Annotated in this window: 22 protein-coding genes; 13 read left to right on the forward strand and 9 right to left on the reverse strand. The window is 39.5% G+C overall.

From position 1 onward, the window contains the following. Positions 1-77: 77 nt before the first annotated feature. Positions 78-557 carry a thioredoxin-dependent thiol peroxidase gene (bcp, locus tag H5122_RS01165; protein WP_002963124.1) on the reverse strand — a complete coding sequence of 160 codons (480 nt, stop codon included), beginning with the start codon at positions 555-557 and terminating at the stop codon, positions 78-80. An 11-nt stretch (positions 558-568) separates the two neighbouring features. Then, positions 569-1,102, reverse strand: a complete 534-nt coding sequence (locus H5122_RS01170) for a glycine cleavage system protein R (RefSeq protein ID WP_149591933.1) — start codon at positions 1,100-1,102, stop codon at positions 569-571. 358 nt (positions 1,103-1,460) lie between these two features. Between H5122_RS01170 and bamC the strand changes: the two genes are divergently transcribed. Continuing rightward, a complete protein-coding gene (gene bamC / locus H5122_RS01175; RefSeq protein ID WP_039487313.1) occupies positions 1,461-2,522 on the forward strand; it encodes an outer membrane protein assembly factor BamC in 1,062 nt (353 codons plus the stop codon). A 66-nt stretch (positions 2,523-2,588) separates the two neighbouring features. After that, positions 2,589-3,959: a YjiH family protein gene (locus H5122_RS01180; RefSeq protein ID WP_182682119.1), complete on the forward strand. Its 1,371-nt coding sequence runs from the start codon at positions 2,589-2,591 to the stop codon at positions 3,957-3,959. Between the two features lie 52 nt (positions 3,960-4,011). Here H5122_RS01180 and H5122_RS01185 read toward each other — a convergent pair whose 3' ends face one another. Then, positions 4,012-4,158, reverse strand: coding sequence for a DUF2897 family protein (locus H5122_RS01185; RefSeq protein ID WP_076914920.1), 147 nt, complete (start codon positions 4,156-4,158; stop codon positions 4,012-4,014). A gap of 89 nt (positions 4,159-4,247) precedes the next feature. After that, positions 4,248-4,784: an acyloxyacyl hydrolase gene (locus tag H5122_RS01190; protein WP_182672816.1), complete on the reverse strand. Its 537-nt coding sequence runs from the start codon at positions 4,782-4,784 to the stop codon at positions 4,248-4,250. A gap of 245 nt (positions 4,785-5,029) precedes the next feature. On the opposite strand from H5122_RS01190, the gene H5122_RS01195 reads away from it, so the two are divergent. Together H5122_RS01195 and H5122_RS01200 are read left to right on the forward strand one after the other, a co-directional pair. Then, positions 5,030-5,623 carry a phospholipid-binding protein MlaC gene (locus tag H5122_RS01195; RefSeq protein WP_024595677.1) on the forward strand — a complete coding sequence of 198 codons (594 nt, stop codon included), beginning with the start codon at positions 5,030-5,032 and terminating at the stop codon, positions 5,621-5,623. A gap of 356 nt (positions 5,624-5,979) precedes the next feature. Then, the gene (locus H5122_RS01200; protein WP_182682120.1) at positions 5,980-7,317 is read left to right on the forward strand and encodes an ankyrin repeat domain-containing protein; all 1,338 of its coding nucleotides are present in this window, start codon (positions 5,980-5,982) and stop codon (positions 7,315-7,317) included. An 80-nt stretch (positions 7,318-7,397) separates the two neighbouring features. On the opposite strand, the gene H5122_RS01205 is transcribed toward H5122_RS01200, so the two are convergent. From H5122_RS01205 to H5122_RS01225, 5 genes are read right to left on the reverse strand one after another with little or no spacing between them, the layout of a single operon-like run. Further along, complete coding sequence (locus H5122_RS01205; RefSeq protein ID WP_024595679.1) at positions 7,398-7,841, reverse strand: DUF2069 domain-containing protein; 444 nt, start codon at positions 7,839-7,841, stop codon at positions 7,398-7,400. Next, the gene (gene wrbA, locus H5122_RS01210) at positions 7,838-8,392 is read right to left on the reverse strand and encodes an NAD(P)H:quinone oxidoreductase (protein WP_182682121.1); all 555 of its coding nucleotides are present in this window, start codon (positions 8,390-8,392) and stop codon (positions 7,838-7,840) included. Before wrbA ends, H5122_RS01205 begins: the two co-directional genes overlap by 4 nt. Continuing rightward, entirely contained in the window at positions 8,392-8,739 is a 348-nt protein-coding gene (gene arsC / locus H5122_RS01215; protein ID WP_024595681.1) for an arsenate reductase (glutaredoxin), read from the reverse strand. Before arsC ends, wrbA begins: the two co-directional genes overlap by 1 nt. A gap of 53 nt (positions 8,740-8,792) precedes the next feature. Continuing rightward, the gene (locus tag H5122_RS01220; protein WP_039487326.1) at positions 8,793-10,250 is read right to left on the reverse strand and encodes a M48 family metalloprotease; all 1,458 of its coding nucleotides are present in this window, start codon (positions 10,248-10,250) and stop codon (positions 8,793-8,795) included. Between the two features lies 1 nt (position 10,251). Further along, complete coding sequence (locus H5122_RS01225) at positions 10,252-10,917, reverse strand: hypothetical protein (RefSeq protein WP_024597628.1); 666 nt, start codon at positions 10,915-10,917, stop codon at positions 10,252-10,254. Positions 10,918-11,062: 145 nt separating this feature from the next. Between H5122_RS01225 and H5122_RS20125 the strand changes: the two genes are divergently transcribed. The 9 genes from H5122_RS20125 (at position 11,063) to hrpA (ending at position 25,525) form a co-directional block, all read left to right on the forward strand. Next, positions 11,063-11,281: a hypothetical protein gene (locus H5122_RS20125; protein ID WP_039487329.1), complete on the forward strand. Its 219-nt coding sequence runs from the start codon at positions 11,063-11,065 to the stop codon at positions 11,279-11,281. Further along, complete coding sequence (locus H5122_RS01230) at positions 11,274-12,350, forward strand: AI-2E family transporter (protein WP_182682122.1); 1,077 nt, start codon at positions 11,274-11,276, stop codon at positions 12,348-12,350. Before H5122_RS20125 ends, H5122_RS01230 begins: the two co-directional genes overlap by 8 nt. Before the next feature lie 135 nt (positions 12,351-12,485). Beyond that, entirely contained in the window at positions 12,486-14,741 is a 2,256-nt protein-coding gene (locus H5122_RS01235; protein WP_182682123.1) for an aminotransferase class V-fold PLP-dependent enzyme, read from the forward strand. Between the two features lie 400 nt (positions 14,742-15,141). Then, a complete protein-coding gene (gene pgi / locus H5122_RS01240) occupies positions 15,142-16,788 on the forward strand; it encodes a glucose-6-phosphate isomerase (protein WP_182675749.1) in 1,647 nt (548 codons plus the stop codon). Between the two features lie 269 nt (positions 16,789-17,057). After that, complete coding sequence (gene zwf, locus H5122_RS01245) at positions 17,058-18,530, forward strand: glucose-6-phosphate dehydrogenase (RefSeq protein WP_024597624.1); 1,473 nt, start codon at positions 17,058-17,060, stop codon at positions 18,528-18,530. 2 nt (positions 18,531-18,532) lie between these two features. Then, a complete protein-coding gene (gene pgl / locus H5122_RS01250) occupies positions 18,533-19,243 on the forward strand; it encodes a 6-phosphogluconolactonase (RefSeq protein WP_182682124.1) in 711 nt (236 codons plus the stop codon). A gap of 336 nt (positions 19,244-19,579) precedes the next feature. Beyond that, positions 19,580-20,284 carry a SapC family protein gene (locus H5122_RS01255; protein WP_024597622.1) on the forward strand — a complete coding sequence of 235 codons (705 nt, stop codon included), beginning with the start codon at positions 19,580-19,582 and terminating at the stop codon, positions 20,282-20,284. Positions 20,285-20,411: 127 nt separating this feature from the next. After that, on the forward strand, positions 20,412-21,443 hold the full coding sequence (locus tag H5122_RS01260) for an isoaspartyl peptidase/L-asparaginase family protein (RefSeq protein ID WP_182682125.1): 1,032 nt from the start codon (positions 20,412-20,414) through the stop codon (positions 21,441-21,443). Between the two features lie 194 nt (positions 21,444-21,637). Beyond that, entirely contained in the window at positions 21,638-25,525 is a 3,888-nt protein-coding gene (hrpA, locus tag H5122_RS01265) for an ATP-dependent RNA helicase HrpA (RefSeq protein ID WP_182682126.1), read from the forward strand. Positions 25,526-25,578 lie beyond the last annotated feature (53 nt).

Below are 25,578 nucleotides of genomic sequence, written 5' to 3' on the forward strand. Positions count from 1 at the left end.
CCTTGAGCAACGCTTTTCTGTATTTGTCTAATAGCTGGCAGCTAATTTACTCAGCCGCTGCTTATTCTGCCACAAACTTATTCTGCAGCTAAATAATCTAACACTACTTGATGGTGATCTTTAGTTTTAAACTTATCAAATAGGTGTTTAATTTTACCGTCTTGGCCTACTAAAAACGTTAAGCGGTGAATACCATCGTACTCTTTACCCATAAATTTTTTGTAGCCCCATACACCAAATGCTTCAGCAATGGCGTGATCTTCGTCGGCTAATAAATCAAAGTTAAGCTCTTTTTTAGTTTCAAAGTTTTTAAGGCGCTTAATTGGATCTGGGCTAATACCTACAACGCGGGTGTTAAATTTAGCAAGCTGTGCTTGCTCATCGCGTAGGTTTTCGGCTTGTACAGTACAGCCCGGCGTTGACGCTTTAGGGTAAAAGTACACAAGCACTTGTTGCTCTTTTAACAGCTCGCTTAATGTTACTGTTTCGTCGTTTTGGTTTTGTAGGCTAAAAGCGGGTGCAGTATCGCCAGCTTGTAATGGACTAATTGTGTTCATGTTTAGCATCCTTAACGAATTCGTTTAAAAATATAATCTACGTTTAGTGTGTGAGAAAGGCTCTCAAAACTAATTTTAAATTGATCTATATCTACATCAACAGGTATGTTGAATTCAAGTTCACAACGCATCTTTATGTTGTCTTCTTGGGAATAAGTGTCTGACTTAAGTGAGCAAATACTAATATTATTGTCGGCAAAAAAGCGCGTTACTTTGCTCAATGTACCAGGGGTGTCTATGCCTGTGTATTCTAGTGTGTAACCTGCACAAAACTCCTCAGGAGTATGACTCGCGGTACGCTTCATCATGGTTAGCAGGCCAAGTTCCATGGCTTTAGTGGGCAGTACGTGCTCTATGCGGCTTATTGCCGACATGTCGCCGCTAAGTAGCATTATGAAGGTAAATTCGCAGCCTAAAATAGCAATACGGCTGTCAATAATGTTGCAGTGGCAATCGCTAACCAGTTGGGTTAGTTCACTTACTATACCGGGTCTGTCTTCGCCAATCGCTGTTAAAACAATTTGATGATTTGAAAATGCAGTCATGAGTTCAAATACCTTGTTACTTGGATTATATCAACCGAGTTGGCAACACCAAAAATACACACGAGAAGTTGCACGGCGGCGAAGTTTAACACAAAAAGGGCTCTAAACTACAGCACACGCTAATTAAGCGCTTTTAAAGTGCGGTGTTTCTTGTTTTTACTGGCACAGGAAAGTACCATAGCTAAAATTTGCTTATTTGCGCTTAGTTGCTTACTAAGTTGAAGTGCTGAACTTTATTGCATTTAGGCAGCCAAATAATAAATGTAAAGTTAATATTGATTTTACACTGAACCAAATCGGTATTACCCACTCATATATTTGTTAAAACAATTAAAGGGTATGCTAAGGAGAAATATCTGTGCAGTATTGGATCCCAAAAGCACTTGCAGTAAGTGTATTGGTAAGTTTATCAGGGTGTAGTGTATTTATTAATAAGGCACATGACGAGCGTAATTATCGTACGCATGAGCCTGTAAAAGCACCAGCGTCGTTATCTCAACCAGCTCAAGACCCAGTTTATAAAATGGATGTAGGTCAATACGACAATAATCCTGAAGCTACAAATTACCGCCCACCGGCACAAGTATTAACAATTGCTAAAGGCAGTTGGGTAGAAGAGACAGATAAACAAGCGCGTATTTATTTTGATAAAAATGATGGCATTGCTGATTTAGATGAGTTTCTTTGGGATACGATTAAATCTGTCCTAGCTGATAATAATGCAGGAACTACTAAAGAAGATAAGCTACTTGGTATTATTGAAACTGATTGGTACTCAATCATTAAAACCGAAGAAGGTTTTTGGTGGTGGGGCGATGAAGTTAACGATGATTTAGAAAAGTTTAGATTCACTATTGAAGAAAAATCACATCAACGCACTGCGTCTTTACGTGTAGAGCTGATTGATTTTAAAGGTGATAAAACGCTAACAGACTTACTCAAGCAGCAGCTAGAAGTACGTGCGCTTAACCAAGTAGTGAGCGAGTTTGATTACCGTTACCGTCAACTTGAAGTTGATATGCGTAAACGCCAAGGTATTATTTCTCTTGAAATGGGCTTTGATAATAAAGGTAATGCAGCACTTGTAACTGAGCAATCTTACGACGCTGTGTTTGACCGTTTCTCTGGGTTTTTAGAGCGCTTGTCGTTCTCTATTGTTGAAATTAACCCAGATACGGGCTTAATTACTGCAGATTATACTAAACCAGAAACAAGCGTTTGGGATTCAATTTGGGGTGATGACGTAGCTCAACTACCTATTGATGAAGGCCAATACCAAATTTTAGTAAGCAAAACTAAAGAAGGCGGTACTAGCTTAACGTGGATGGATGATAAAGGCGAAACGCTTGAGCCAGGTACTATGAATGGTTTACAACAAGCATTAGAAGCAGCACTCATTCAGCGCGGCATTAAAATTTAAATAATAATAAGTTTTACCACAAAAAGAGCGCTATGCTCTTTTTGTGGTTTTTATAGGTTAAACAATATGTCTCAGCTACCTGAACGTTCACACTATACGTGGCGCACTTGGTTTACTTTTTTGGTTCCTTCGTTAATTGGTGTGTTTTTATTTATGACACCCATTAGTACTTCGCAAGGGATGACCATTCCTATTGCCGTTATGGCAAAAGCGGTTCAAGCAATGATGCTTGGCTCTGCTCAAGCAATTATTACCCTCATTATTTGTATTACAGGGGTTATCTCTGTAATTACTAAAGTGTTTAAACCCGCCGCTATATGTAACTCACCTTTGTTAAAGCATTTATTTGATGTGAGCTGGACATGGCTGGTGGTACGCTTATTTGGTATGGCGTTTGGTTTAATGACGTACTTAAGCCTAGGCAGCGAGATGATTACCTCGGCTAATACTGGCGCGCTGGTATTAAATGACTTATTGCCTGTGTTGTTTTCGGTATTTATTTTAGCGGGCTTATTACTGCCGCTATTAATTAACTTTGGTCTATTAGAGCTTGCTGGTACGTTAATGACCAAAGTAATGCGCCCTGTATTTGGTGTACCAGGTAGAAGCGCGGTTGACTGTACTGCGTCGTGGTTAGGTGATGGCAGTGTGGGTATTTTGATGACTGCAAGGCAGTACGATCAAAAGCATTATACACAACGTGAAGCGGCTATTATTGGTACTACGTTTTCAGCGGTTTCAATTACATTTAGTTTAGTGGTGCTTGGGCAAGTTAAACTTGAATACCTATTTGCTCCGTTTTACGCAACGGTATGTTTAGCCGGTATTGTTGCCGCTATTATTGTGCCGCGATTACCGCCACTGCGCTTTAAAAAAGATTTACTCATTGATGGCACTGAGCCAGATAGAGACACTGAAACAATTCCGGGTCATAAAACTTTATTTGGGCATTCGTTAGATGTTGCACTAGCTAAAGCAGATAACTCAACGGGTGTTAAAGGCACTATAAAAGAGGGCGTACATAATGCGCTTGATATGGTGTTTGGTGTGTTACCTGTAGTAATGGCGGTAGGCACATTTGCACTGATCATTGCTGAGCATACGCCTATATTTCAGTATTTAGGTATGCCGTTTGTGCCATTTTTAGAGCTATTGCAAGTACCCGAAGCAGCCGCTGCGTCGCAAACTATTATGGTTGGTTTTGCTGATATGTTTATTCCGTCAATATTAGCAGCAGGGACTATTGAAAGTGATGTAACGCGCTTTATTATTGCCGCAATGAGTGTAACTCAGCTTATTTATATGTCTGAGGTGGGTGCACTTTTACTTGGCAGTAAAATACCGGTAAATATTTTAGAGCTATTTATTATATTTATTTTGCGAACACTAATTACTTTACCGGTTATTGCGCTAATGGCGCATTGGCTAGTAGGCTAAATTAGCAAAAATATATTTAGCGAATTGGTATTATTGAAAAAGCCCTGATTGATCAGGGCTTTTTTGTGTCTGTTGTATTTTTTATATTGGCGTTGGGCTTTATAAACTCCTGTTTTGCAGAGAGTCTAATCAGCGCAATATTACCAATGATAATGGCAAAAACAACAGCGACAATAATTACAATATGCCAAGTTTGCATCGCAGTATCACCTAAACTTTAGTACGTTTAAGTGTGACCGCTTTGCGCTATAACAGCAATTAATTTACTCAAAAATACAATCAATAACGTTAAAAACGTCTCGCTACCGAAAGCGTTAAAAAGTTAAGCCCAGGGTTTGGCTCTTTAAAGCCTGCGTTTGAATAGTGAATAACGCGAAGGGCAACATTGGTGTGGCCAAAATCGGCTACAAGGCCTATGCGGTCTTCAAACTGGTAGTGAGTACTTATGTTTTTACCGGCAAACTGCGTTTCATCAATCAGTGATACACCAATGCCTGCTTCTACATAAAATGGGGTGTTGTTAAAACTAAAAGCAGGAAATTGCAGTACAGGTGACATAGCAAGTACTAGGTTTGATTGTGTTTCATCGCCGTGGCGGTATTCCCACATATTTACGCTGGTTTCAAAGTAAAAGCGTGCATCACCAATAAGGTTTTGCATACCAGGCGCATGATACTGATACGCAAGCTTAACGCCGTTTACGTTACCTTCGCCTTTGAGAAAGTCAACGGCATAACCGTGGTCCGATTGAGCAAAAGCAAGCTTGCCAAAAAGTGAAACTACTAATACAAAAGAGATAATAAGTGTTTTAAGTGACGTTTTCATAGGTGCCAAATGTTTGTTTGATTTAAGTTGATAACTAAATGATAAGGGCGGCCTGTTAACAATTACAATGAGGACAAAATGCCGGTTGTATATGAGCTGTTAATAGAGTTTTCTAACTGCTTGAATTTATTTTATTTATTGGATTGGTGCTAATTGAGCATTAATAAGTTGCTTATTTGTGCCTTTTTTATTGCGTATAGTTCGCGTAAATTACAGTCATCTTAATCACACAGACATATACAATTATGAAACTCTTTAAACTATTCGTTTTAGCCACTGCTTTTTTTAGCAGTTCGTTATTTGCACAAGCTCAGCAATCACCAGATCAGTTACTTGAATCGGTAGCCGACAAGCTTTTTGCAGATATTGGCCAAGTAAACTCAAAAGGTACAGCCAGCAAAGACGCGATGGCTGCCATTGTTGAAAAACGTTTAATGCCACATATTGACGTTAAGTTTGTGTCGTTTAAATTATTAGGTAAACACATTAAAGGTATTGAGCGCGAGCAAGCTGTTCAATTTATAGATGCAGTAGAGCATTACTTAACAGGCACATACGCCGGTGCACTAATGAAGTACACGGGTCAAAAAGTAGTATTTGAGCGTAATAACGCAAAAAGTGACTCTGAGTACGCAACAGTTAATACGCAAATTATTGAGCCAAATGCGCCTACTATCGACTTAAGCTTTAAGCTTCGTTTAGGTAAAAACAATGAGTGGAAAGTATACGATATTGTTGCTGAAGGCATTTCACTATTAAGTGCTAAACAAAAAGAGATTATTCAACGCATTTCTGATGTGGGTTTAGAGCAAGTTATTAGCGAGTTAAAAAGTAAATAGACTATTTGTCTGGCTCTGATTAAGCCCAACTCCAACCTCAAAAACGGCCAATTACTTATGTACTTGGCCGTTTTTATATTTTTGCTAAGGACAATACCAATCCACAGTAATACTTAATCATTTAGAACAACTAAATAACGAAATTTTTCCTTGCTATCACACGGTTTTCTACCTCAAAATAAATCACTTAATTAAGCGAATTGTTATAATCCTAAAGGATTGTTGTTATTGCGTAATTTTGCGCTAGCAGCAAAACAAAGGTGTGCTAGAATATCGGCACTTTGATTAAGCGTGGTGTCAGCTTAAAACTGATATAACTTACCACCCCCAAGCCACACTGGAGTTGTGTTGTTTTAATGGAAAATGTACTGATTTGGCCAAAGGAATACCCATTACTTATTAAAGGACTGGTAGAACAAAACGGTGCCTTTATTTTAGATGCTTTGGAAGCTTGGCCTGCTTGTCGTTCTACAAATGAAGACGATGGTGTATGCACCACCGTGCTGCCACCTATTTATTATTTGGCATGGCTAACCCCGCTGGAGCCATTTGAAGAATGTTACTTTCAACATATCTCTGAATATGACGAAGACGCACAAGCGTATATTAGTGCGGTTAAAAGCCATTACTACGATAATGAATACACCCCTGAAAGCTTAGTGCTTATGCTGTGCCAGCGCCTTGAAAAATACGCAAGCGTGGCTGCACAAAATACCATAGATACGCCACTGTCTTTAGTTGATTTATTTTTTAGTAAACGCTACTTCACGTTAATTGAGCATGCGCTAAATAATAAAAGTAAACTCTCGGCAAAAGACACATTAGCTCTATGGAAAGAAGTTGATTTTAGAGAGCGCCTAAGTGCGTTTATTCCAGAGTCTATTGCTGATTTAGATACTCTTTCTGAACTTGCCAGCGAAAAAGTAGCTGCGGGTAAAGACTATTTTACGCTGCTTACGCAGGTTTCTCCTGATGTTGACTCTGTTGTACTGCTAGAAAAAGCTTTGCTTACTCATTTACGTAAAAAAACAGCTAAGCAAACAATGGCTATGCGTTTTATTGAACAAGGCGCTACAGGTGTGCTTGCTGATGAAAACAATAAAACAGCTTTTATGTGGGCGGCCGAAAAAGGCTTTGTAAATGTGGTTGAAACGCTACTTGTAAAGCAAGACAAAAAAGCGACAGATAACTTAGGTAATACTGCGCTTCATTATGCTGTGTTTGCTAAAAATGAGTCGTTAATGGTGCTGCTTATTAAAGCCGGATACGATTTTAGAGCACGTAATAAAGAAGGTTTAAGCTGTTACCGTTTAGCGGTGAGTATTAAAGCTAATAACTTAGTTAAATGTTTAGAGCGTGACTTTGGTATTAAAGAACTTTCGCCAGAAGGGCAGTTCGATCGCATTAAAAAAGTGCATGTGCTACATGCTATTGTGACTATATTGCTGCCTTTACAGTTGTTCTTCTTTTTTGATGAAACCCTCTCAATTAAAAGTGAGCTGACGCTGGGTTTAACTATGACTGCAGTGATTTGTTTTTTCTTTGCGACCACATTAAAGCGCTGTGCGCTATATCCACATATTAAACACCCTTGGGGTTTATTTGTGCTTAGAGGCTTTTCGTTTATTAGCTTAATTGCTCAAATAGGGTTGGCGAGTATTGTGGTGCTAGCTGCCTTGAGCGATTTAGTTTAGCTAGTTTTAAACAGTTAATAAAAAACGCGCTTAAAGTAATTTAAGCGCGTTTTTTTGTATATAGCGTTTATGGTTAAGCCTTATTTACCGTGCTCATTTGCTGCTTTTTCTTCAGCTAATTCTTCTTTAAGCTTACGGATTTTTAAACCTTGTTCTTGTCCGCGATGTCTTGCGTAGTAAGTACAGCCAATAAACATAGATGATGCAAATACCAGCTCTAACAACACCCAAATTAATTCATCAGGAGCGGCCCACAGCATAGTAAGCCCGTGGATAAAATAAAGCATTACAATAAAGTTAGCCCACGCATAGGTGTATGTGTTGTCTTGAATTATGCCTCTTAGCGGCAGCAGTAAAGGAATGATAGGAAAAAACAATGACACCCAACTAGTATTACCGTCTAGAGGGGGTACAAAATACATCCACAAAGGAATCAGAATAAGTAAACCAACATAGCCAAATAGTGCTGCACGTTGAAATTTTACCGTAATCGGCTTTTTAGCTGGACTGTCAGCTGTAGTCATTTAAGTTTTCTCGCAATGTGAGTAAGGCGTTTACCAACGCTTTGGCATATTTTAATTTCGTCTTTGCTTAGCTGTGCACTGTTAGCGCTGCCAGCGACGTGTGTTGCACCGTATGGTGTTCCACCGGTTTGTGTTGCAAGTAGTTCGGGTACATCGTACGGCACGCCCATAAGCACCATGCCGTGGTGTAATAGTGGCAAAGATAAGTTAAGTAAGGTTGCTTCATTTCCACCATGCATACTACTTGATGACGAAAATACACACGCTGGCTTATCGATTAATTGGCCTTTTAGCCACAAGTCGCTGGTGGTTTCCCAAAAGCTTTTTGCTTGAGAGGCCATCATGCCAAATCGGGTTGGTGTACCAAATGCTAAACCATCGCAATTTATTAAATCATCTTTGGTGATCACAATATCGTGCGCATTTTTAGCCACAAAGGTGCGAAGTAGTGCACTAGCACCTTGTTGCTCTATCGACTCTGCTATCTCGTGAGCCATCGCTTCAACTGAGCCATGGCTTGAGTGATAAAGCACCACTATGGTTGTACTCATTATAAAACGCTTAGTACGTTTTCTGGTGGACGACCAATCGCTGCTTTATTGTTATTAACTACGATAGGGCGTTCAATCAACTTTGGGTATTTAACCATAGCGTTAATAAGTGCGTCCTCATTTGTTTCATCTTTCAAATTAAGCGCTTTGTAGTCATCTTCTTTGGTGCGCATCATTTCACGTACGGATGAAAAACCAAGTTGGATTACAAGCGTTGAGATTTGCTCGTGAGTAAGAGGGGTTTTTAAATACTCTACAACACTTGGCTCTATCGCTTTACTTTGCAGTAGCGCTAGCGTTTCGCGTGATTTAGAACAACGTGGGTTGTGGTAAATAGTAACAGACATAAAATGATTCCAAAGTGTGAATTGCGTCTATTTTAGGGTAAGCGCTTGCAGACTTAAAGTCTTGCAAGCTCTTTTTGTAAAAGTCGATACTGGGTAAGTAGTGCTTTTAAACGTTGTTGCTTTACAAGTTCGGTTGGCTCTACGAAGTTAAGTGCTTTTTGTACTTCGTCTGCGGCTTTTAAATAAGCGCCGTATTGAGCCAATACATCGGCGTTCGCTTCGTGATATGAGGCTAATTTATCTTGTTTTTTATACGCATCAGCAAGAAGTTGCTTGCCTAGGTTATGATCTGGCTTTTCGAGTAAAAAACTCTTCAAAATATTTTCGGCTAGTTCATATTGCTCAGCTTCAAGTGCTGCGTTGGCATAGTTAAGCGTAATTACCTGATTATTAGGGCGATACTGATTTAAATCAGCTAAAAATTTTACGGCTTCATCTGCCTTTTTTTGCGCGATGAGTAAATCGGTATGGGTATCTATATAAAATAGGTTTTTAGGATCGTTTTTTAAAAGCTCGTCTAGTATTGGGGCTGCTTCATCAAGCTTTTTTTGATCAAGTAAGCTAATAGCTAAACCGTACTTTAAAGCGGTGTTATCGTAGCTATTTTCGCGTAGTCGTTTTCTAAATAGGTCTTCGGCGTTTTCTGGTTTGTTGTCGTAGCGGGCAAGTACGCGGCTTTTAGCTAAATTAAACTCAAGACTGGCACTCATATGACGCACAGGAAATTGCTCTGCACGCAAACGTACATCAGATACTCGGCTCTCTGGTAATGGGTGAGTAAGTAAAAACGCAGGTGGTTTATATTTATAACGAATTTGCGCGGCAAGTTTAGTTAAAAATTCGCTCGATGCACGAGCATCAAAGCCTGCATTGTTAAGCGTTTGCATGCCTATGCGGTCAGCTTCTTGCTCGGCTGAGCGACTATGCGTTAACTGACTAAAAGCAGATTGTGTTTGGCTGGCAGATATAATGGCAATACCCGCATCTGGTGCAACAACGGTTGCTAATATACCTGCAATCATACCGGCAATAGTCAGCGCGCTGTTATCTTGTTGTTGCTGTATTCTTCGCGCTAAGTGGCGCTGTGTTACGTGAGCTATTTCGTGGCCAAGCACTGAGGCAAACTGGCTCTCGTTATCGGCTTGCGCTATTAATCCTGTATGCACACCAACGTGTCCGCCATAAAAGGCGAAGGCATTTATTTCTGAGTTGTTTATCCAAAAAAACGAAAACGGAAAGCGCACGTCATTAGCATTAGCAACGAGTTTACGGCCAATAGTTGTGAGGTATTCATCAAGCACTGGGTCATTTATTACTGGTGATGAGCCTCGTATTTGCATCATCATTACTTCGCCAATGGCTTGTTCTTTTTCGAGTGGCAGTGCTTGTAATGCAGATGTCCCTAAATCAGGAAGCGTAAAGTTGGTTTGCGCTTTTAAAGGTTCGCTTATTAATAAGCTAAACGTAAGCGCAGCACTGCATAAAGTGATAAATGCTGATTTTAGCTGCATTTTATTCCTTGTTAATTTGTTCGCCAATTGCAATTTTGGCTATGTCTATTTCGTCACTGCTTGCACGGCTGTCTTTTTCGCACAATTGGTACAGTTCTTTTATTGTGACTCCATCAAGCTTTACAACGTTCAATTCTCGCTGCAAAAAAGTAATAATTTTATGTACTACTTTGTGTGCATGTAAAATAATGGCTTTATCTGCTTTGTCGCCTCGTTCAAAATAAAAGCCAATAAACTTATGTAACTGACTTATTCTGATCAAGTTTTTCATTGAATGTGGGTCCCACACTCTAAACTCCATAAAGCGATTATTTTTTATGTATTGATCAACAATAACATCTTTAGCATAAGGCTGTGCCCATAGCTCAAAGCCTCTGTCGGTAAATACTTGGTGCAGCGCAATACGTGGCTTATGTTTGGTATGTATTTCACCTAGGTTATCTTCATAGCCTTCTAATAAATCTAAGTTCCAATTGCGTTTATCTAAAAGTTGTTTAACTGCATTGTCGAACCCATGATCTAAAATTCCTTCTGATTCGCTTATTGATGAGGCAACAAGATGATAAAAAGGAGGTAGTTCGCCCCAATTAATCTGCTTTTTAAACCAATTAATCTCTTTGAGTGTTGGATTACTTGGTAGTTGCGCTTTATTATGCGTGCCAGGCATTAACTTATCCTTACTGCTAGTTATGTTATAAGGATAAACTATTGCAGGAATTGTTTTAACAAAAAGTTACAACGGTTTGAGTATATAAATACGTAGACCGTAAATATGCGACTTATTATTCATTTACTATACGGATAAAGTAGTTATGGTAGAGCGCGATTTAAAAGAGTTTAAGTGTCCTCAGCAATTTGTGCAGTTTAAGCTTGCGCTTCGAAGTGCACAGTCATCAAAACAATGCATCACTTTTAGTCTTAATAGAGGTGAAAGTGCGAACGACATTGAACGTTTTTTGCAAAAAAATGCTTATAGTTACAATTTTGATAAACAACGTGGGTTGTTATTAGTGGAGCCATTACATGTTTGAATACGTAAAAACATGGTACGAAAGGAAGTTCTCGGATCCTCATTCGTCCACCTTATTATTTTTATTATTGGTATCAGTTGCCTTACTTTACTTTTTTGGCGCGTTAATTGTTCCTGTGCTTGTTGCACTGGTTATCGCTTATTTACTAGATTGGCCGGTTGTTCATTTAGAGCGTGTTGGCTTAAAACGTTTTACTGCAACAATTATTGTAATGTTGATATTTATTAGCATTATGCTCACCCTTATTTTAGTTATTGGCCCAGTGCTTTGGAAGCAAACAAGTAACTTAGTGCAAGAAACACCGCATATGCTAGAGCAGGGGAAGTCTTATTTAATGGCTTTACCTGAACAATACCCAAGTTTAATTAATATAGAACAAGTACAAGCTATTGTTGCAACCGTAGAAGCTAAAATTATTGAGTTTGGTCAAGCGGTGTTATCGTTTTCACTTACGTCTTTAAAAGATGTTGTTGCTTGGCTTATATATTTGGTACTTGTGCCGTTACTGGTGTTTTTTATGCTTAAAGATAAGCTGGAGCTGACAGGCAGTATAGCTAAACTGATCCCGCAGCAACGACGCTTGATTTTACAAGTGTGGAACGAAATGAACCAACAAATTATGAATTACATTCGCGGTAAAGTATTCGAAATTTTAATTGTTGGTGGTGTGTCTTTCATTGCATTTACTGTTTTAGATTTGCGCTATGCAGCTTTACTTGGTGTGCTTGTTGGCTTTTCGGTATTAATTCCATTTATTGGCGCGGCACTCGTCACTATTCCGGTAGCGGCAGTTGCGCTGTTTCAGTTTGGATTAGAAACACAGTTTTGGACCATTTTAATTATTTACGGAATTATTCAGGCGCTTGATGGCAACGTGCTTGTACCGCTGTTGTTTTCTGAAGCAGTTGATTTAAATCCGGTATTTATAATTGTCGCGGTATTATTTTTTGGAGGTTTATGGGGTTTTTGGGGCGTATTTTTTGCCATCCCGTTGGCCTCATTAGTAAAAGCGCTAATAACAGCTTGGTCGTCAACGCACGAAGAGATCAGCAAAGAGCTCATTGAATAGTTAAGCAAACAGACTTTTAGTTTAAAAAAGCATAGTAAACGCACCTCTAGTGCTAATTGATTATTACTCATTACCTGTAAATTTATGTACTATTGGTAATAAGATATATTTTTTAGTAATAAGGTGCGTTTTTTAATGTCTGAGTTTTTATTGCACGATGAGCCAGTAAAACAAGTTTACCTTGATGCAAATGCAACGACCCCTGTGTTGCCTTGTATTGCTGATGTTGTTTCTCATACCATGCAAATATGTTTTGGTAATCCTTCAAGCCCGCACATCACAGGTATTCAAGCCAAGCATTTATTAGAACAAACACGTCAAAAGGCACGCACGGTTATTGGCGCAACTAATGGCGATATCCTATTTACCTCTGGTGCAACGGAGGGTATTCAAACTGCGGTGGTTTCTACATTAATTAATGCTAAAAAGCAGTCTATTAAAAACCCTGTATTATTATATGGCGCTACTGAGCATAAAGCGGTGCCAAATACACTCAAGCACTGGAATAGCGTACTTGACGTTAATGCTGAGGTGCTTGCTATTCCGGTTGATAGTAACGGTATTTTAGATTTAGATTTTATCGCAGAGCATATTAATAACGCTTTGATGATTTGCACCATGGCCGTTAATAACGAAACCGGTGTATATCAAGATTTACCCGCTATAGAGCAGGTAATTCGTAGCCGTAACAAAAATGTATCGTGGATGGTGGATTGCGTGCAGGCACTCGGTAAACAAGCGCTCGCACTGAGTAATACAACTATTGATTACGCTCCTTTTTCGGGGCATAAGCTTTACGCACCTAAAGGTATTGGCTTTTTATATATTCGCAGTGGCAGTGCGTACACACCTTTTATAGCGGGTGGCGGTCAAGAAAGTGGAATGCGCTCAGGCACCGAAAATCTACCCGGTATTGCAGGGTTAAATAAACTATTTAGTATGTTGCTTGATAAATCAGACGATACATTTAAACCAATTAGCATACTTAACTCTTATCGAAGCCAGTTACAAAGCGCGATAAAAGACACCTTTGGCGATATTACATTCAATCATGATTTTGCTTATAGCGTGCCTACCACACTTAACTTTGCGGTAAACGATTTAACGAGCAAAGAAGTGATTGATTTATTTGATGCTGCGGGCATTCGCGTAAGTGGTGGCTCGGCTTGTAGTACAGGCGCATCAACAAGTTTTGTTTTAGATGCAATGGGTGCAAGTAAGTGGCAAAGCGAAAACGCGATTAGGCTATCGTTTGGACCTGCATCAACACAACACGATATTGATGATGCTTGTATGCGGATTCGCGCTCTTAAAGCAATACTACAGGCTAACTGTTTAATTGTATCTGATAGCACTACACCACAACAAGAAGTGTGCGCACTTGGCCTTACTCAGTTTAGGCACCAAGGAGCATGTAGTTGGCTTTATGTAAGCGATGATAAGCGTGCAGTTATAATAGACCCGATTGTTGAGCTTATTCCGCGCTTTGAAAAAATAGCCAATACACAAAACTTAACTATATCAGCGGTGCTTAATACTCATCTGCATCAAGAGCGAGAGTCAGCGACTAATTTATTAACCAGCGTTCTTGCATCAAGAGTTGTAAAAGGTGAGGTTGATGCTTTAGGTTGGCCACTAAATGCAAAAAGTATTAGCTTAGCAAATGACGTACTTGAAAAAATAGCGACACCTGGGCACAGCAAAGATAGCGTAAGTTATTTATTAAAAAATAGTAATGGCGAAACGCGTTATTGTTTTTGTGGTGATTTAATTTTGCCTGCAGGGCTTGGCAATACATCGCTTATAGGTGGGGATGCAAAAGCAATGGCACGCTCTATTTTAGCAATAAGCGAGCAACTTAATAGCACTAGCATTATTTGCTCAGGGCACGACTACCAACAATGTTTTGCCATGAACTGGGCTGTACAACAAAACCAAACGCCATTACTTAATGCGTTAGTAAGCGGCAGTATTTCAGTTGATGAATTTACAATACAAAAGCAGCAGTACGACGCTTCAAAGCAAGTAAATAACACGCAATTGTGTGGTTATGTAAATGCATTGCCTGAGATTGATACACAGCAATTAAATTTTGATGACGCTAAAGCAATGTTAAACACCAGCGATGTGTATTTAATAGATACTCGGGAGCCGTATGAACATGGAGCAAATAATGTTGCTCAGTTATTTAATACACTTGATGAAAAAACATTAAATATACCGCTTAGCAGAATGGCAAATGCGGTATTTGAAGGGCAGTTAAGTAAAAATAACAAATATATTTTATTATGCCGCAGTGGTAACCGCTCAAAGATTGCTGCGAGCAATTTAATGCAGCTAGGGTACAAAACTGTTTATAACCTAAGTGGTGGGCTAGCGCTTAGTAATTAAGCAAAGATTGTAATTTATACAAAATCGGCTTTAGAGCCGATTTTTTGTTTTTAAGGTTTATTTGTTTGCAAGGCAGACAATTACAGTAATTAGTGAATAACTATGAAAAGTAATTAGCAGCGCTTATAAAAATTCATTAATATTTCATTTTGATTGATTAAGCTATGCCGTTGCCTTTAAAATTACAGGTAAATTAATTTATAAAATTTTTATGATACCGGTGTCAAAAGCTAAAAATTGCGTTATCATCTGCACATAAAATTATAAAAATAGCACTTTTTTTGCATTTTTAGTTATACTATTTGCGCTTTAATTTAGTGTGAATAAGTAGTATTAAGAGTTTTGCTTTTATAAAAAACATTTTTAAATCAATTGATTGAAAAAAATAGAGGATATTTCCATGTCTAACCGAGCGCAACTAGCAAGTTGGCAAGCACTAGAACAAAGTGCAGCTAAGATGAAACAAACACATCTAAAAACGTTATTTGCACAAGATGACACGCGCTTTTCTCAGTTTTCTACTCAAGTACCAGGCGTATTATTCGACTATTCTAAGCAACTTATTGATAACGATGTTTTTGCTAACTTAATGTCGCTTGCTAAAGAATGCGATATTGCATCGTGGCGCGATAAAATGTTTAGCGGTGAAAAAATAAATATCACTGAGGATCGCTCAGTTTTGCATACGGCACTTCGTAATCGTGCTCACACTCCATTAATTGTTGATGGCGAAAACGTGACACAAGCCGTAGACAACGAGTTAGCTAAAATTAAAGTGTTTGTAGAAAAAGTTCGTAGCGGTAAATGGTTAGGCTATACCGGCAAAGCGGTAAAAGATGTTGTAAGTATTGGTGTTGGTGGCTCTAACCTTGGTCCACAAATGGCAACTGAGGCATTAAAAGCACTTGCTGATGATACGTTAAATGTTCACTACGTATCTAATGCTGACGGTGTACAAATTTCGTCTATATTAAAAGCCATTGACCCTGAAACAACATTATTTGTTATTTCTTCAAAAACATTTACTACGTCAGAAACCATGACAAACGCAAAAACGGCGGTTGACTGGTTTTTACAAACAACAAAAGATGAAAGTACAATTGCAAAGCATTTTGTTGCAGTAAGTACAAATTTAGAAAAAACGGCAGCCTTTGGTATTAGCGACGAAAACGTATTCACTATGTGGGATTGGGTTGGCGGTCGCTTTTCACTTTGGAGTGCGATAGGCTTACCAATTGCTTTATATTTAGGCTACGACGCCTTTGAAGCAATTTTAGAAGGTGCGTTTGAAATAGACGAGCACTTTAAATCTGCGCCGTTTGAGCAAAATATACCATTAATTATGGCATTGCTTAGTGTATGGAATACGAGCTTTTTAGGTTATACAGCGCAAGCTATATTACCGTACGATCAAGCACTGCATATGTTGCCTGCGTATTTACAGCAAGGCGAAATGGAAAGTAACGGTAAACACGTTAACTTTGCAGGCGAAACGGTACCTTATACTACAGTTCCAATTATTTGGGGCATGACGGGTATTAATGGTCAGCATGCCTTTTATCAGTGTTTACACCAAGGTAATGTAATTGTACCTGCAGATTTTATTGCATCAGTTAAGCCACAAGTGAATGTTGATAAGCATCACGATATTTTATTATCGAACTTCTTTGCACAAACAGAAGCGATGATGAGTGGTGTAGATGCAGCGCAAGTTACAGCTGATTTAACCGCTAAGGGTAAATCGCAAGCAGAGATTGATGAGTTATTAAATCATAAAATTCATCAAGGCAATCGTCCTACAACGTCTATGCTATTAGATACAGTAGATGCTAAAACAGTGGGCCGTTTAATTGCACTGTATGAGCATAAGATATTTTGCCAAGGCATTATTTTAGAAATATGCTCGTTTGACCAATGGGGTGTAGAGCTGGGTAAAGGTTTAGCATCTAAAATTGAGAGTGAACTCACTGATGATAGCGTGAAACACGCTCATGATAGTTCTACAAACGGCTTAATGGCGTACTATAAACAAAACCGTACGCAGTAAAAAATTCGCTTACGCAAGTAAGTAAACCGAGTACCTTTGAACGGGTAGCGCTGGAGTGCTTAGGGTCTGTATTTTTGTGAGAGGAGATACAGGGCCCCTAAGGCTCATTTAATAAGCGCAATGATAAACAATAATAATAAATCATCGATACAGAACAATTCAGCAGGCTTTTATTTAAATACAGCTATAAAAGCCATCTAATCTAGCAATAAATAGGCATACCCGCGCATTTACAAAATGTACTGGGTATCATAACGTAGAGAGTAACTATGCTTAATCCTTTTGATATTATAATTTTTGGGGGCGGTGGTGATCTTGCGTTACGCAAATTGCTACCCGCAATGTACAGAGCATATCAAGAAGGTAACTTACCTGAAGGCTCACGTATCCTACCAACAGTGCGCGAAGAATCGAAACGTGCTGAATACATAGAAACAGCGCATAAAGCATTACAAGAATTTTTAAGCAAAGGTGAGTTTAACGCTAAAGATTGGAAAGCGTTTTCTACTTTTTTAGTGCCAGTGGTAAGTAATGTTACAGAAGCAGACGACAACTGGGATGTGCTAAAAGGCATTTTAGATGAGCACGAAAGCACTAAGTCTCGCGTGTTTTACTTATCGCTTCCGCCTGCTGTTTACGGCACATGTTGTGAAATATTATCGACTAAAGGTTTAATTACACCTACATCACGCGTTGTTGTTGAAAAGCCAATTGGTTATTGCGGTGATTCTGCTGAAGCAATTAATGGAAAAATTGCAGAGTTTTTTAATGAAGAACAAATTTTCCGTATTGACCATTACTTAGGTAAAGAAACAGTACAAAACTTAATGGCGCTGCGTTTTTCAAACTCATTGTTTGAAAATATGTGGGATGCTAAATCTATTGATAATATTCAAATTAGCTTGTCAGAAACGGTTGGTCTCGAAAGCCGCGCTGGTTTTTATGATAAAGCCGGTGCACTTCGTGACATGGTTCAAAACCACTTATTACAACTACTTTGCTTAGTTGCAATGGAGTCGCCTAATAAGCTTAACGCTAACAGCATTCGTAACGAAAAACTAAAAGTATTAGAAGCACTTCGCCCGCTTGTAGATGGTGATGTTGATGAAAATATTGTTCGTGGTCAATACGTACCAGGTGACTTAAACGGTAAAATTGTACCGGGTTACTTAGAAGAGCTAAATGAAGGTTCTAGTAAAACAGAAACGTTTGTAGCTATTCGCGCGCATATTGATAACTGGCGCTGGGCAGGTGTTCCATTTTACCTTCGTACGGGTAAACGTATGGCTAAGCGCTGTGCAGAAATTGTGGTTGAATACAAAAAAGTATCTCACAATATCTACGAAGATAACGTGGGTAATATCGAGCCAAATCGTCTTGTTATTCGTTTGCAGCCAGAGGAAACAATTCAACTAACGCTTATGTCTAAGCGCCTTGATAATCTTCAAATGCAACTTGAGCCAGTAACAATGAATATTGAGCTTTCACAAGCTTACAGCAATGGTTTCCACTCAGATGCGTACAAGCGTTTAATGCTTGATGCCGCTGCTGATAACCCGTCGTTATTTATTCACCGTGATGAAGTTCGTCAAGCGTGGAAGTGGATTGATCCAATCATCGACCGTTGGCAAGACAAAGGCAAGCCTGCGCTTTACCGTGCTGGTAGCTGGGGACCTGATGATGCTGATGAATTATTGGCAGAAAACAATCATGTATGGTTTAACACAGGCGATAAGGTATAAGCATGGCAACACTAGTTGAAAAGTTTTTTGATGATAAAGACGCGTTAACAGCTGAGCTTTCTGCAACGCTTGAGCAATCATTACGTGATGGCATTAAAAACGATGGCCGTGCTGTATTAATGGTGTCGGGCGGCTCGTCTCCTGCGCCCGCTTATAAGCATTTATCAACGCTTGATTTAGATTGGCAACATGTTGATGTTGCTATGGTTGATGAGCGTTGGGTAGACCCAAACCATGAAAAAAGTAATGAAGCATTTATTAAAAGTACTTTATTACAAAATCATGGTAGTGCTGCCAACTTTATTACTATGAAGAACGCTGCAGCAACGGCTCAACAGGGCGCACAAGAGTGTGAAGTGGCTTATAGCGAGCTAAAAAGCCCATATGATGTAACTATTTTAGGTATGGGCCCAGATGGCCATACAGCGTCGTTATTCCCAAATGCAGACGGTTTAGAGCATGGTTTAACAACTGAGCAAACAGTATGTGCAATTAATGCGATACAAAGTGAAGTAACCGGTAGTATTACCGAGAGAATGACGCTTACGTTAAATGCCATTGCGCAATCTAAAGTGGTTAAGCTTTTAATTAGCGGTGAAGAAAAACTCGCTGTTTATAAGCAAGCAAAAGCGGGCGGCGATGTGAATGACATGCCACTACGCGCTGTGCTTAACCATCCAAGTATCAATATTGAAGTATATTGGGCACCTTAATTTAGATGCCAATTTAACTTTTAAAGGCCGCTTATATAAGCGGCCTTTTTTATTTGCTTAAATTTAAGCCTAAACACTGCAAAAAAATAGCTTTGAACTGTTAACCAATGTTAATGAATAACTTTGGTTTGTATTAAAATCAACCACGAAGTGTGTTGTTTTTGAACAAAATTTATGAGTTTGAGCTGTATGTTTTTTAGCAACGTTCAGATTTAGTTAAATTTTATTTTTTCATGGTTGTTGTCATAAAAGTTTCCCTTCCTTTTTTAGCTCAAAAGCATTAGCCTAAAGGCATTAACAATGAAACATATAAATTAAAATAAACGGAGCAGTAACATGGCGGAGCAACAAGTACAGCCTTTACACAACGAAAAACATGCCAACACTAAAATTCAAAACGGCATCAATGTAGAATTCATGAAAACTCAACACTTAGTGCCAGTAGTTGCACATGAGTTTGCACGTGTAGCAAACGAGTTTCCAATGTCATTCGTTAAAAATAACGAAACAGGCACTTTTCAAGCAGTTGCTATGTTTGGTTTAGAGCCAGGCGAAAACCTTTTTGTAGAAGATGGTAAATGGACTGCAGCATTTGCACCTATGGCATCTACTCGTTACCCACTGGGTTTAGTTAAACACCCAGATCAAGATCAATACGGTATCGTAATTGACGAAGCAAGTGCGCTTGTTGGTGAAGACGAAGGTAACGCATTATTTGAAAACGGCGAAGAAACAGATTACCTAAAACGTCGTAAAGAAGCGCTAGTATCATTTATTGAGTTTTCTCAAGTAACTGAAGCGTTCACTAAATTCCTTGCTGATAAAGAGCTACTAATTGCGCAAACGCTAACAGTAGACATTAAAGGCGAGAAAAAAGACATCAACGGTATTTACCTTATCGATGAGAAAAAACTAAACGAGTTAAGCGATGCTGATTTCTTAGAGCTTCGTAAACGTGGTTACTTAGCACCAATTTACTCGTTCTTAACGTCTACTCACCAAGTAGCACGTTTAGCGCGTTTAAAAGCTAAACAAGCTTAATTACAAACACGTAAAATTTTAAAAAGCGCCTTAAGGCGCTTTTTTTATGCCATTAAACTCACTTTAGTTGAAATTAAGTCCGTAACCATTCACATTAGTTTATAACTTCCCCATAAAAGAACTCATTATGAAAACACCATTATTAGCCATTTTTGCGAGCAGCCTTGTTGCTTTAAGCAATAGTGCATTAGCTGCAGAGACTCCTTTTGCCATTGCGATTCATGGTGGGGCAGGGACAATTGAAAAAGCACGATTTACACCCGCTCAAGAAAAAGAGTATCGGGCAAAATTAACGCAAGCAGTAGAGACCGGTTATGAAGTATTACACCAAGGCGGCGAAAGCTTAGATGCGGTGATTGCAGCAATTGCAGTATTAGAGCAATCCCCTTATTTTAATGCAGGGCGTGGAGCGGTATACACCTACGATGGCGGGCATGAGCTTGATGCATCCATAATGGATGGTCGAAACCGTGAAGCAGGCGCAGTTGCGGGTGTAAAGCATATTGAGAGCCCAATTAACTTAGCGCGTTTGGTAATGGATAACTCTGTACACGTAATGCTTAGTGGGCAAGGCGCTGAAGAGTTTGCTAAAGAGCAAGGTGTTGAGCTTGTCGAAAATAACTTATTTGATACCGAGCCTCGCTACAAAGCGCTTTTAAAAGCAAAACAAAAATTAGATAAAGCCAAAGCAACCAGTAAAGAGTACCAAGCCGCGCACAAAGCATTACCTAACTCTTACAAAATGGGCACGGTTGGCGCAGTGGCGCTTGATAAAAATGGTAATTTAGCGGCAGGTACATCAACAGGTGGTATGACCGCAAAACGTTATGGTCGTGTGGGGGATGCGCCGGTAATTGGGGCCGGAACATTTGCTGAAAATGAATCGTGCGCGGTATCGGCAACAGGGCATGGTGAATATTTTATTCGCTATAACGTAGCAAGCGATATATGTGCGCGAGTTAAGTACCAAGGTAAAACCATTGCTGAGGCAGGGGATGAAGTTATAAACGGCGTGCTTAAGCCTATTGGTGGCACTGGCGGCGTAATTATTATTGATACAAAGGGTAATATTAGCTTACCGTTTAATACCTCTGGCATGTATCGGGCAAGTAAATCGAATACGCAAGCGACCTACGTGGGCATTTTTAGTGACGAATAAGCCAACGTCATTTAATTTATTGAATGTAGTTAGCCCTGAAAATAATTGTTTAAAATAAATTTATTATTCACAGTTTAGTTCAATAGCAGCGTTTATATAACAAACAACCCCGCGTTATGCATTTTGTAGGATTAACCCCAGCCGTTTAATTTGATACAATTACGGCTCTTTAACTAATTTTATAAGGTATGCGGGTGGTAAACCTAGGTCAGTTGTTTGGCGAGCTAAAAACGTGCTTAAAAAAAGATCAATTCATTTTCAAAAAACGCTTACATGGCGTAAAAAAAATAACCGATGAAAACAAGCATGCCAACGCGCTTGAAAAAATAGCGGCTGATATAACCCGTAGCCAAGAATTACGCGATAAACGCTTAGCTGGCCTCCCTAAAGTGACTTACCCTGAGCAATTGCCGGTAAGTCAAAAAAAGGAATTAATTAAAGACGCCATTGCAAATAACCAAGTGGTTATTATTGCCGGTGAGACGGGCTCAGGCAAAACAACGCAAATACCTAAAATGTGTTTAGAGCTTGGTCGCGGTGTTGATGGTTTAATTGGTCATACGCAACCACGTCGATTAGCAGCGCGTACGGTGGCTAATCGTATTGCTGAAGAAATGAAGTGTGAACTTGGTCAGCAAGTTGGCTTTAAAATTCGTTTTAGCGATCAGGTATCTAATAATACGTATATTAAATTAATGACCGACGGTATTTTGCTGGCTGAAATTCAGCAAGACCGTTTTTTAAATCAATACGACACGATTATTATTGATGAAGCGCATGAGCGTAGTTTAAATATTGATTTTATTTTAGGTTACTTAAAAAACCTGCTTCCAAAACGCCCTGATTTAAAAATAATAATTACCTCAGCGACTATCGATCCTGAGCGTTTTTCAAAGCACTTTGATGATGCGCCCATTATAGAAGTATCGGGTCGTACTTTCCCTGTTGATGTGCGCTACAACCCTATTACTGATATTAATAAAGATGATATGGAAGCGGAGGGCGATCAGCTACAAGGTATTTTTGATGCCGTTGATGAGCTGTGCGCTGAAGGCCCTGGCGATATTCTCATATTTTTAAATGGTGAGCGTGAAATACGCGATACCGCAGATGCACTTAGCAAGCGTAATTTAAAACACACCGATGTATTGCCACTTTACTCGCGTTTATCTAACGCAGAGCAAAACCGTATATTTGCGCCGCATTCTCGTCGTCATATTATTTTATCGACTAACGTAGCCGAAACATCATTAACCGTGCCGGGTATTCGTTATGTAATAGACCCAGGTACTGCGCGTATAAGTCGCTACAGCTATCGTACAAAAGTACAGCGCTTACCAATAGAGCCTATATCGCAAGCAAGCGCCAATCAGCGTATGGGTCGTTGTGGACGTGTTGAAGCGGGTATTTGTATTAGGTTGTACTCTGAGGATGATTTTTTATCGCGCCCAGAGTTTACTGACCCTGAAATACTGCGTACTAATCTTGCATCTGTTATTTTACAAATGTTGGCGCTAGGGCTTGGTGATATGGCGCAATTTCCGTTTGTACAAGCGCCAGATAGCCGCAATATTAATGATGGCCTAACATTGCTTGAAGAGCTACAAGCGGTAAAACCAGCTAAACGCGATAGTAAAACCAGCCTAACGCAATCGGGCAGGGAGCTTAGTCGATTACCCGTTGACCCACGTTTAGCAAAAATGGTGCTAACAGCCCATAAACTTGGCGCATTGCGTGAAGTGATTATTATTGTGGCGGCGTTGTCCATTCAAGACCCACGTGAACGCCCACAGGAAAAACGTGCGGCTGCCAATGAAAAGCACGGTCGTTTTGATGATCCAGATTCTGATTTTATCGCTTTTTTAAACTTATGGAATTACCTAGAAGAGCAGCAAAGCGAGCTGACTAATAGCCAATTTAGAAAGCTGTGTCAAAAAGACTTCTTAGCCTATATGCGCCTGCGTGAATGGCAAGATATTGTTTATCAAATAAGTACTGTGTGTAACGAAATGGGCATGAAAGCAACCAGCCAAGCGGCTGATGGCGAACTTGTTCACAAAGCGTTGTTAAGCGGGATGCTAAGCCATATTGGCTTTAAAGATGAAAAACAAATATACAAAGGTGCACGTAATAGTCAGTTTCATATTTTTCCGGGTTCAGGTTTATTTAAAAAGAGCCCTAAATGGATCATGTCAGCGGAGCTGGTAGAGACAAGTAAGTTATATGCCCGCACAAATGCAAAAATAGACATTAACTGGGTAGAACCATTAGCACAGCACTTAGTTAAACGTAGTTACACAGAACCTCATTGGGAGAAAAAGCCAGGTGCGGTAATCGCGTTTGAACAGCAAACTTTATACGGCTTACTTGTTGTAAATAAACGCCGCTGTGTTTATAGCAACATAGACCCTAAAGTGAGTCGAGAGCTTTTTGTGCGCACTGCATTAGTTGAGCAAGAACTGGGCTTAAACGAGGGCTTTTTAGCGTTTAACCGTGAGCTAATAGAAGATATTCAAGTTCTGGAAAATAAGTCACGTCGTCGTGATATTTTAGTTGATGAGCAAACGTTATTTGAGTTTTACGATAAAAAAATACCCAAAGAAATTAATAACCGCGCTGCATTTTTAAAATGGTATAAAACACAAAAACAACAAAATAAGCATTACCTACACATGACTCGTGAAGAGTTAATGCAGCATGGTGCAAGTAATATCACTGAGTTTGACTACCCTGACACATGGCAGCAAGACAATATTATATTGCCGCTTGCTTATCATTTCGACCCAGGCCAAGCAGTTGATGGCGTTGCGGTACAAATACCGGTCGCGCTGTTGAATCAAGTGCAAGAAAGTGGTTTTGACTGGCACATACCCGCATTTAGGCATGAGCTAATAAGTGGGCTTATAAAGTCATTGCCTAAATCACTTCGTCGTAATTTTGTGCCAGCACCAAACTATGCTGATGCAGTGCTGGCAGCTATTGAGCCAATGCAAGGTAGCTTAATTGATGCTTTAGCCACGCGTTTATTAAGAATGACAGGTGTGAGGGTTGATCCCGAGGCATGGGATTTAAGTGCATTAGCACCGCATTTACGATTACAGTTTGAAGTACGTGATGAGAGCGATAAGTTACTTGCACGAGGACTTGATTTAGCGAAGCTCAAAGCAGAGCTGCAAGGTGAAGTAACCGAAACACTGTCTAAAGTAGCCGATAAAGGCATTGAAAAGTCAGACCTAACACAATGGGATTTTGGTGAGTTACCCGCTTCATACGTTAAAAAACAAGGTCAATATGATATAAAAGCATACCCTGCGCTGGTGGATAAAAAATCAGCCGCTGCAGTGGAGCTTTTTGATAGCGAAGCAAAAGCGCAGCAAGCACATCAACAAGGTTTGCGCCGTTTAGTACTATTAAATGTGCCATCGCCAATTAAGTACTTACAACAAAACTTACCGAATAAGGCAAAGCTGGGTTTGTACTTTAACCCATTTGGTAAAATAGCTGATTTAATTGATGACTGTATTGCCGCAGGTGTTGATAGCTTATTAGTAAAACACGGTGATATACGCGACGAAAAAGCATTTGAAACAGTAAAAGAGCAAATACGCGGTGAGCTGGGTGATGCCGTTGTATCGATTGCAACGCAAGTTGAGCAAGTATTAAGTATTGCTCATGCGCTGCATAAAAAAATGAAAGGGCGCGTTGATTTAACCATGATAACCGCGCACGGCGATATTAAGTCACAGCTTGAGTCACTTATATTTAAAGGTTTTGTGAGCGCGCATGGCGCAGATAAAATAGCGGATTTAATTCGTTATTTAAAAGCGATTCAAAAACGTTTAGAAAAGCTGCCAGTGGATCCAAATCGTGATAGGTTATGCGTACTAGAGCTAGATAAAGTTGCGCAAGAGTATAAAAAAGTAGTTAATAAAACGCCTAAAGGATTACCTATACCACAAGAGGTAACCGCTATTTTTTGGATGCAACAGGAGCTTAGAGTGTCGCTATTTGCTCAAACACTAGGAACGCCTTACCCAATTTCAGCCAAGCGGGTACTTAATGCGATAAAAGAGATAGAATAAAACTTGCATTTTCTATTAAGCTTAGTACCTTAATAGAAGGATTTATTTTTGTT

Origin of the sequence: Pseudoalteromonas sp. SG43-8, assembly GCF_014164245.1 — a bacterium.
Lineage (GTDB): Bacteria > Pseudomonadota > Gammaproteobacteria > Enterobacterales > Alteromonadaceae > Pseudoalteromonas > Pseudoalteromonas distincta.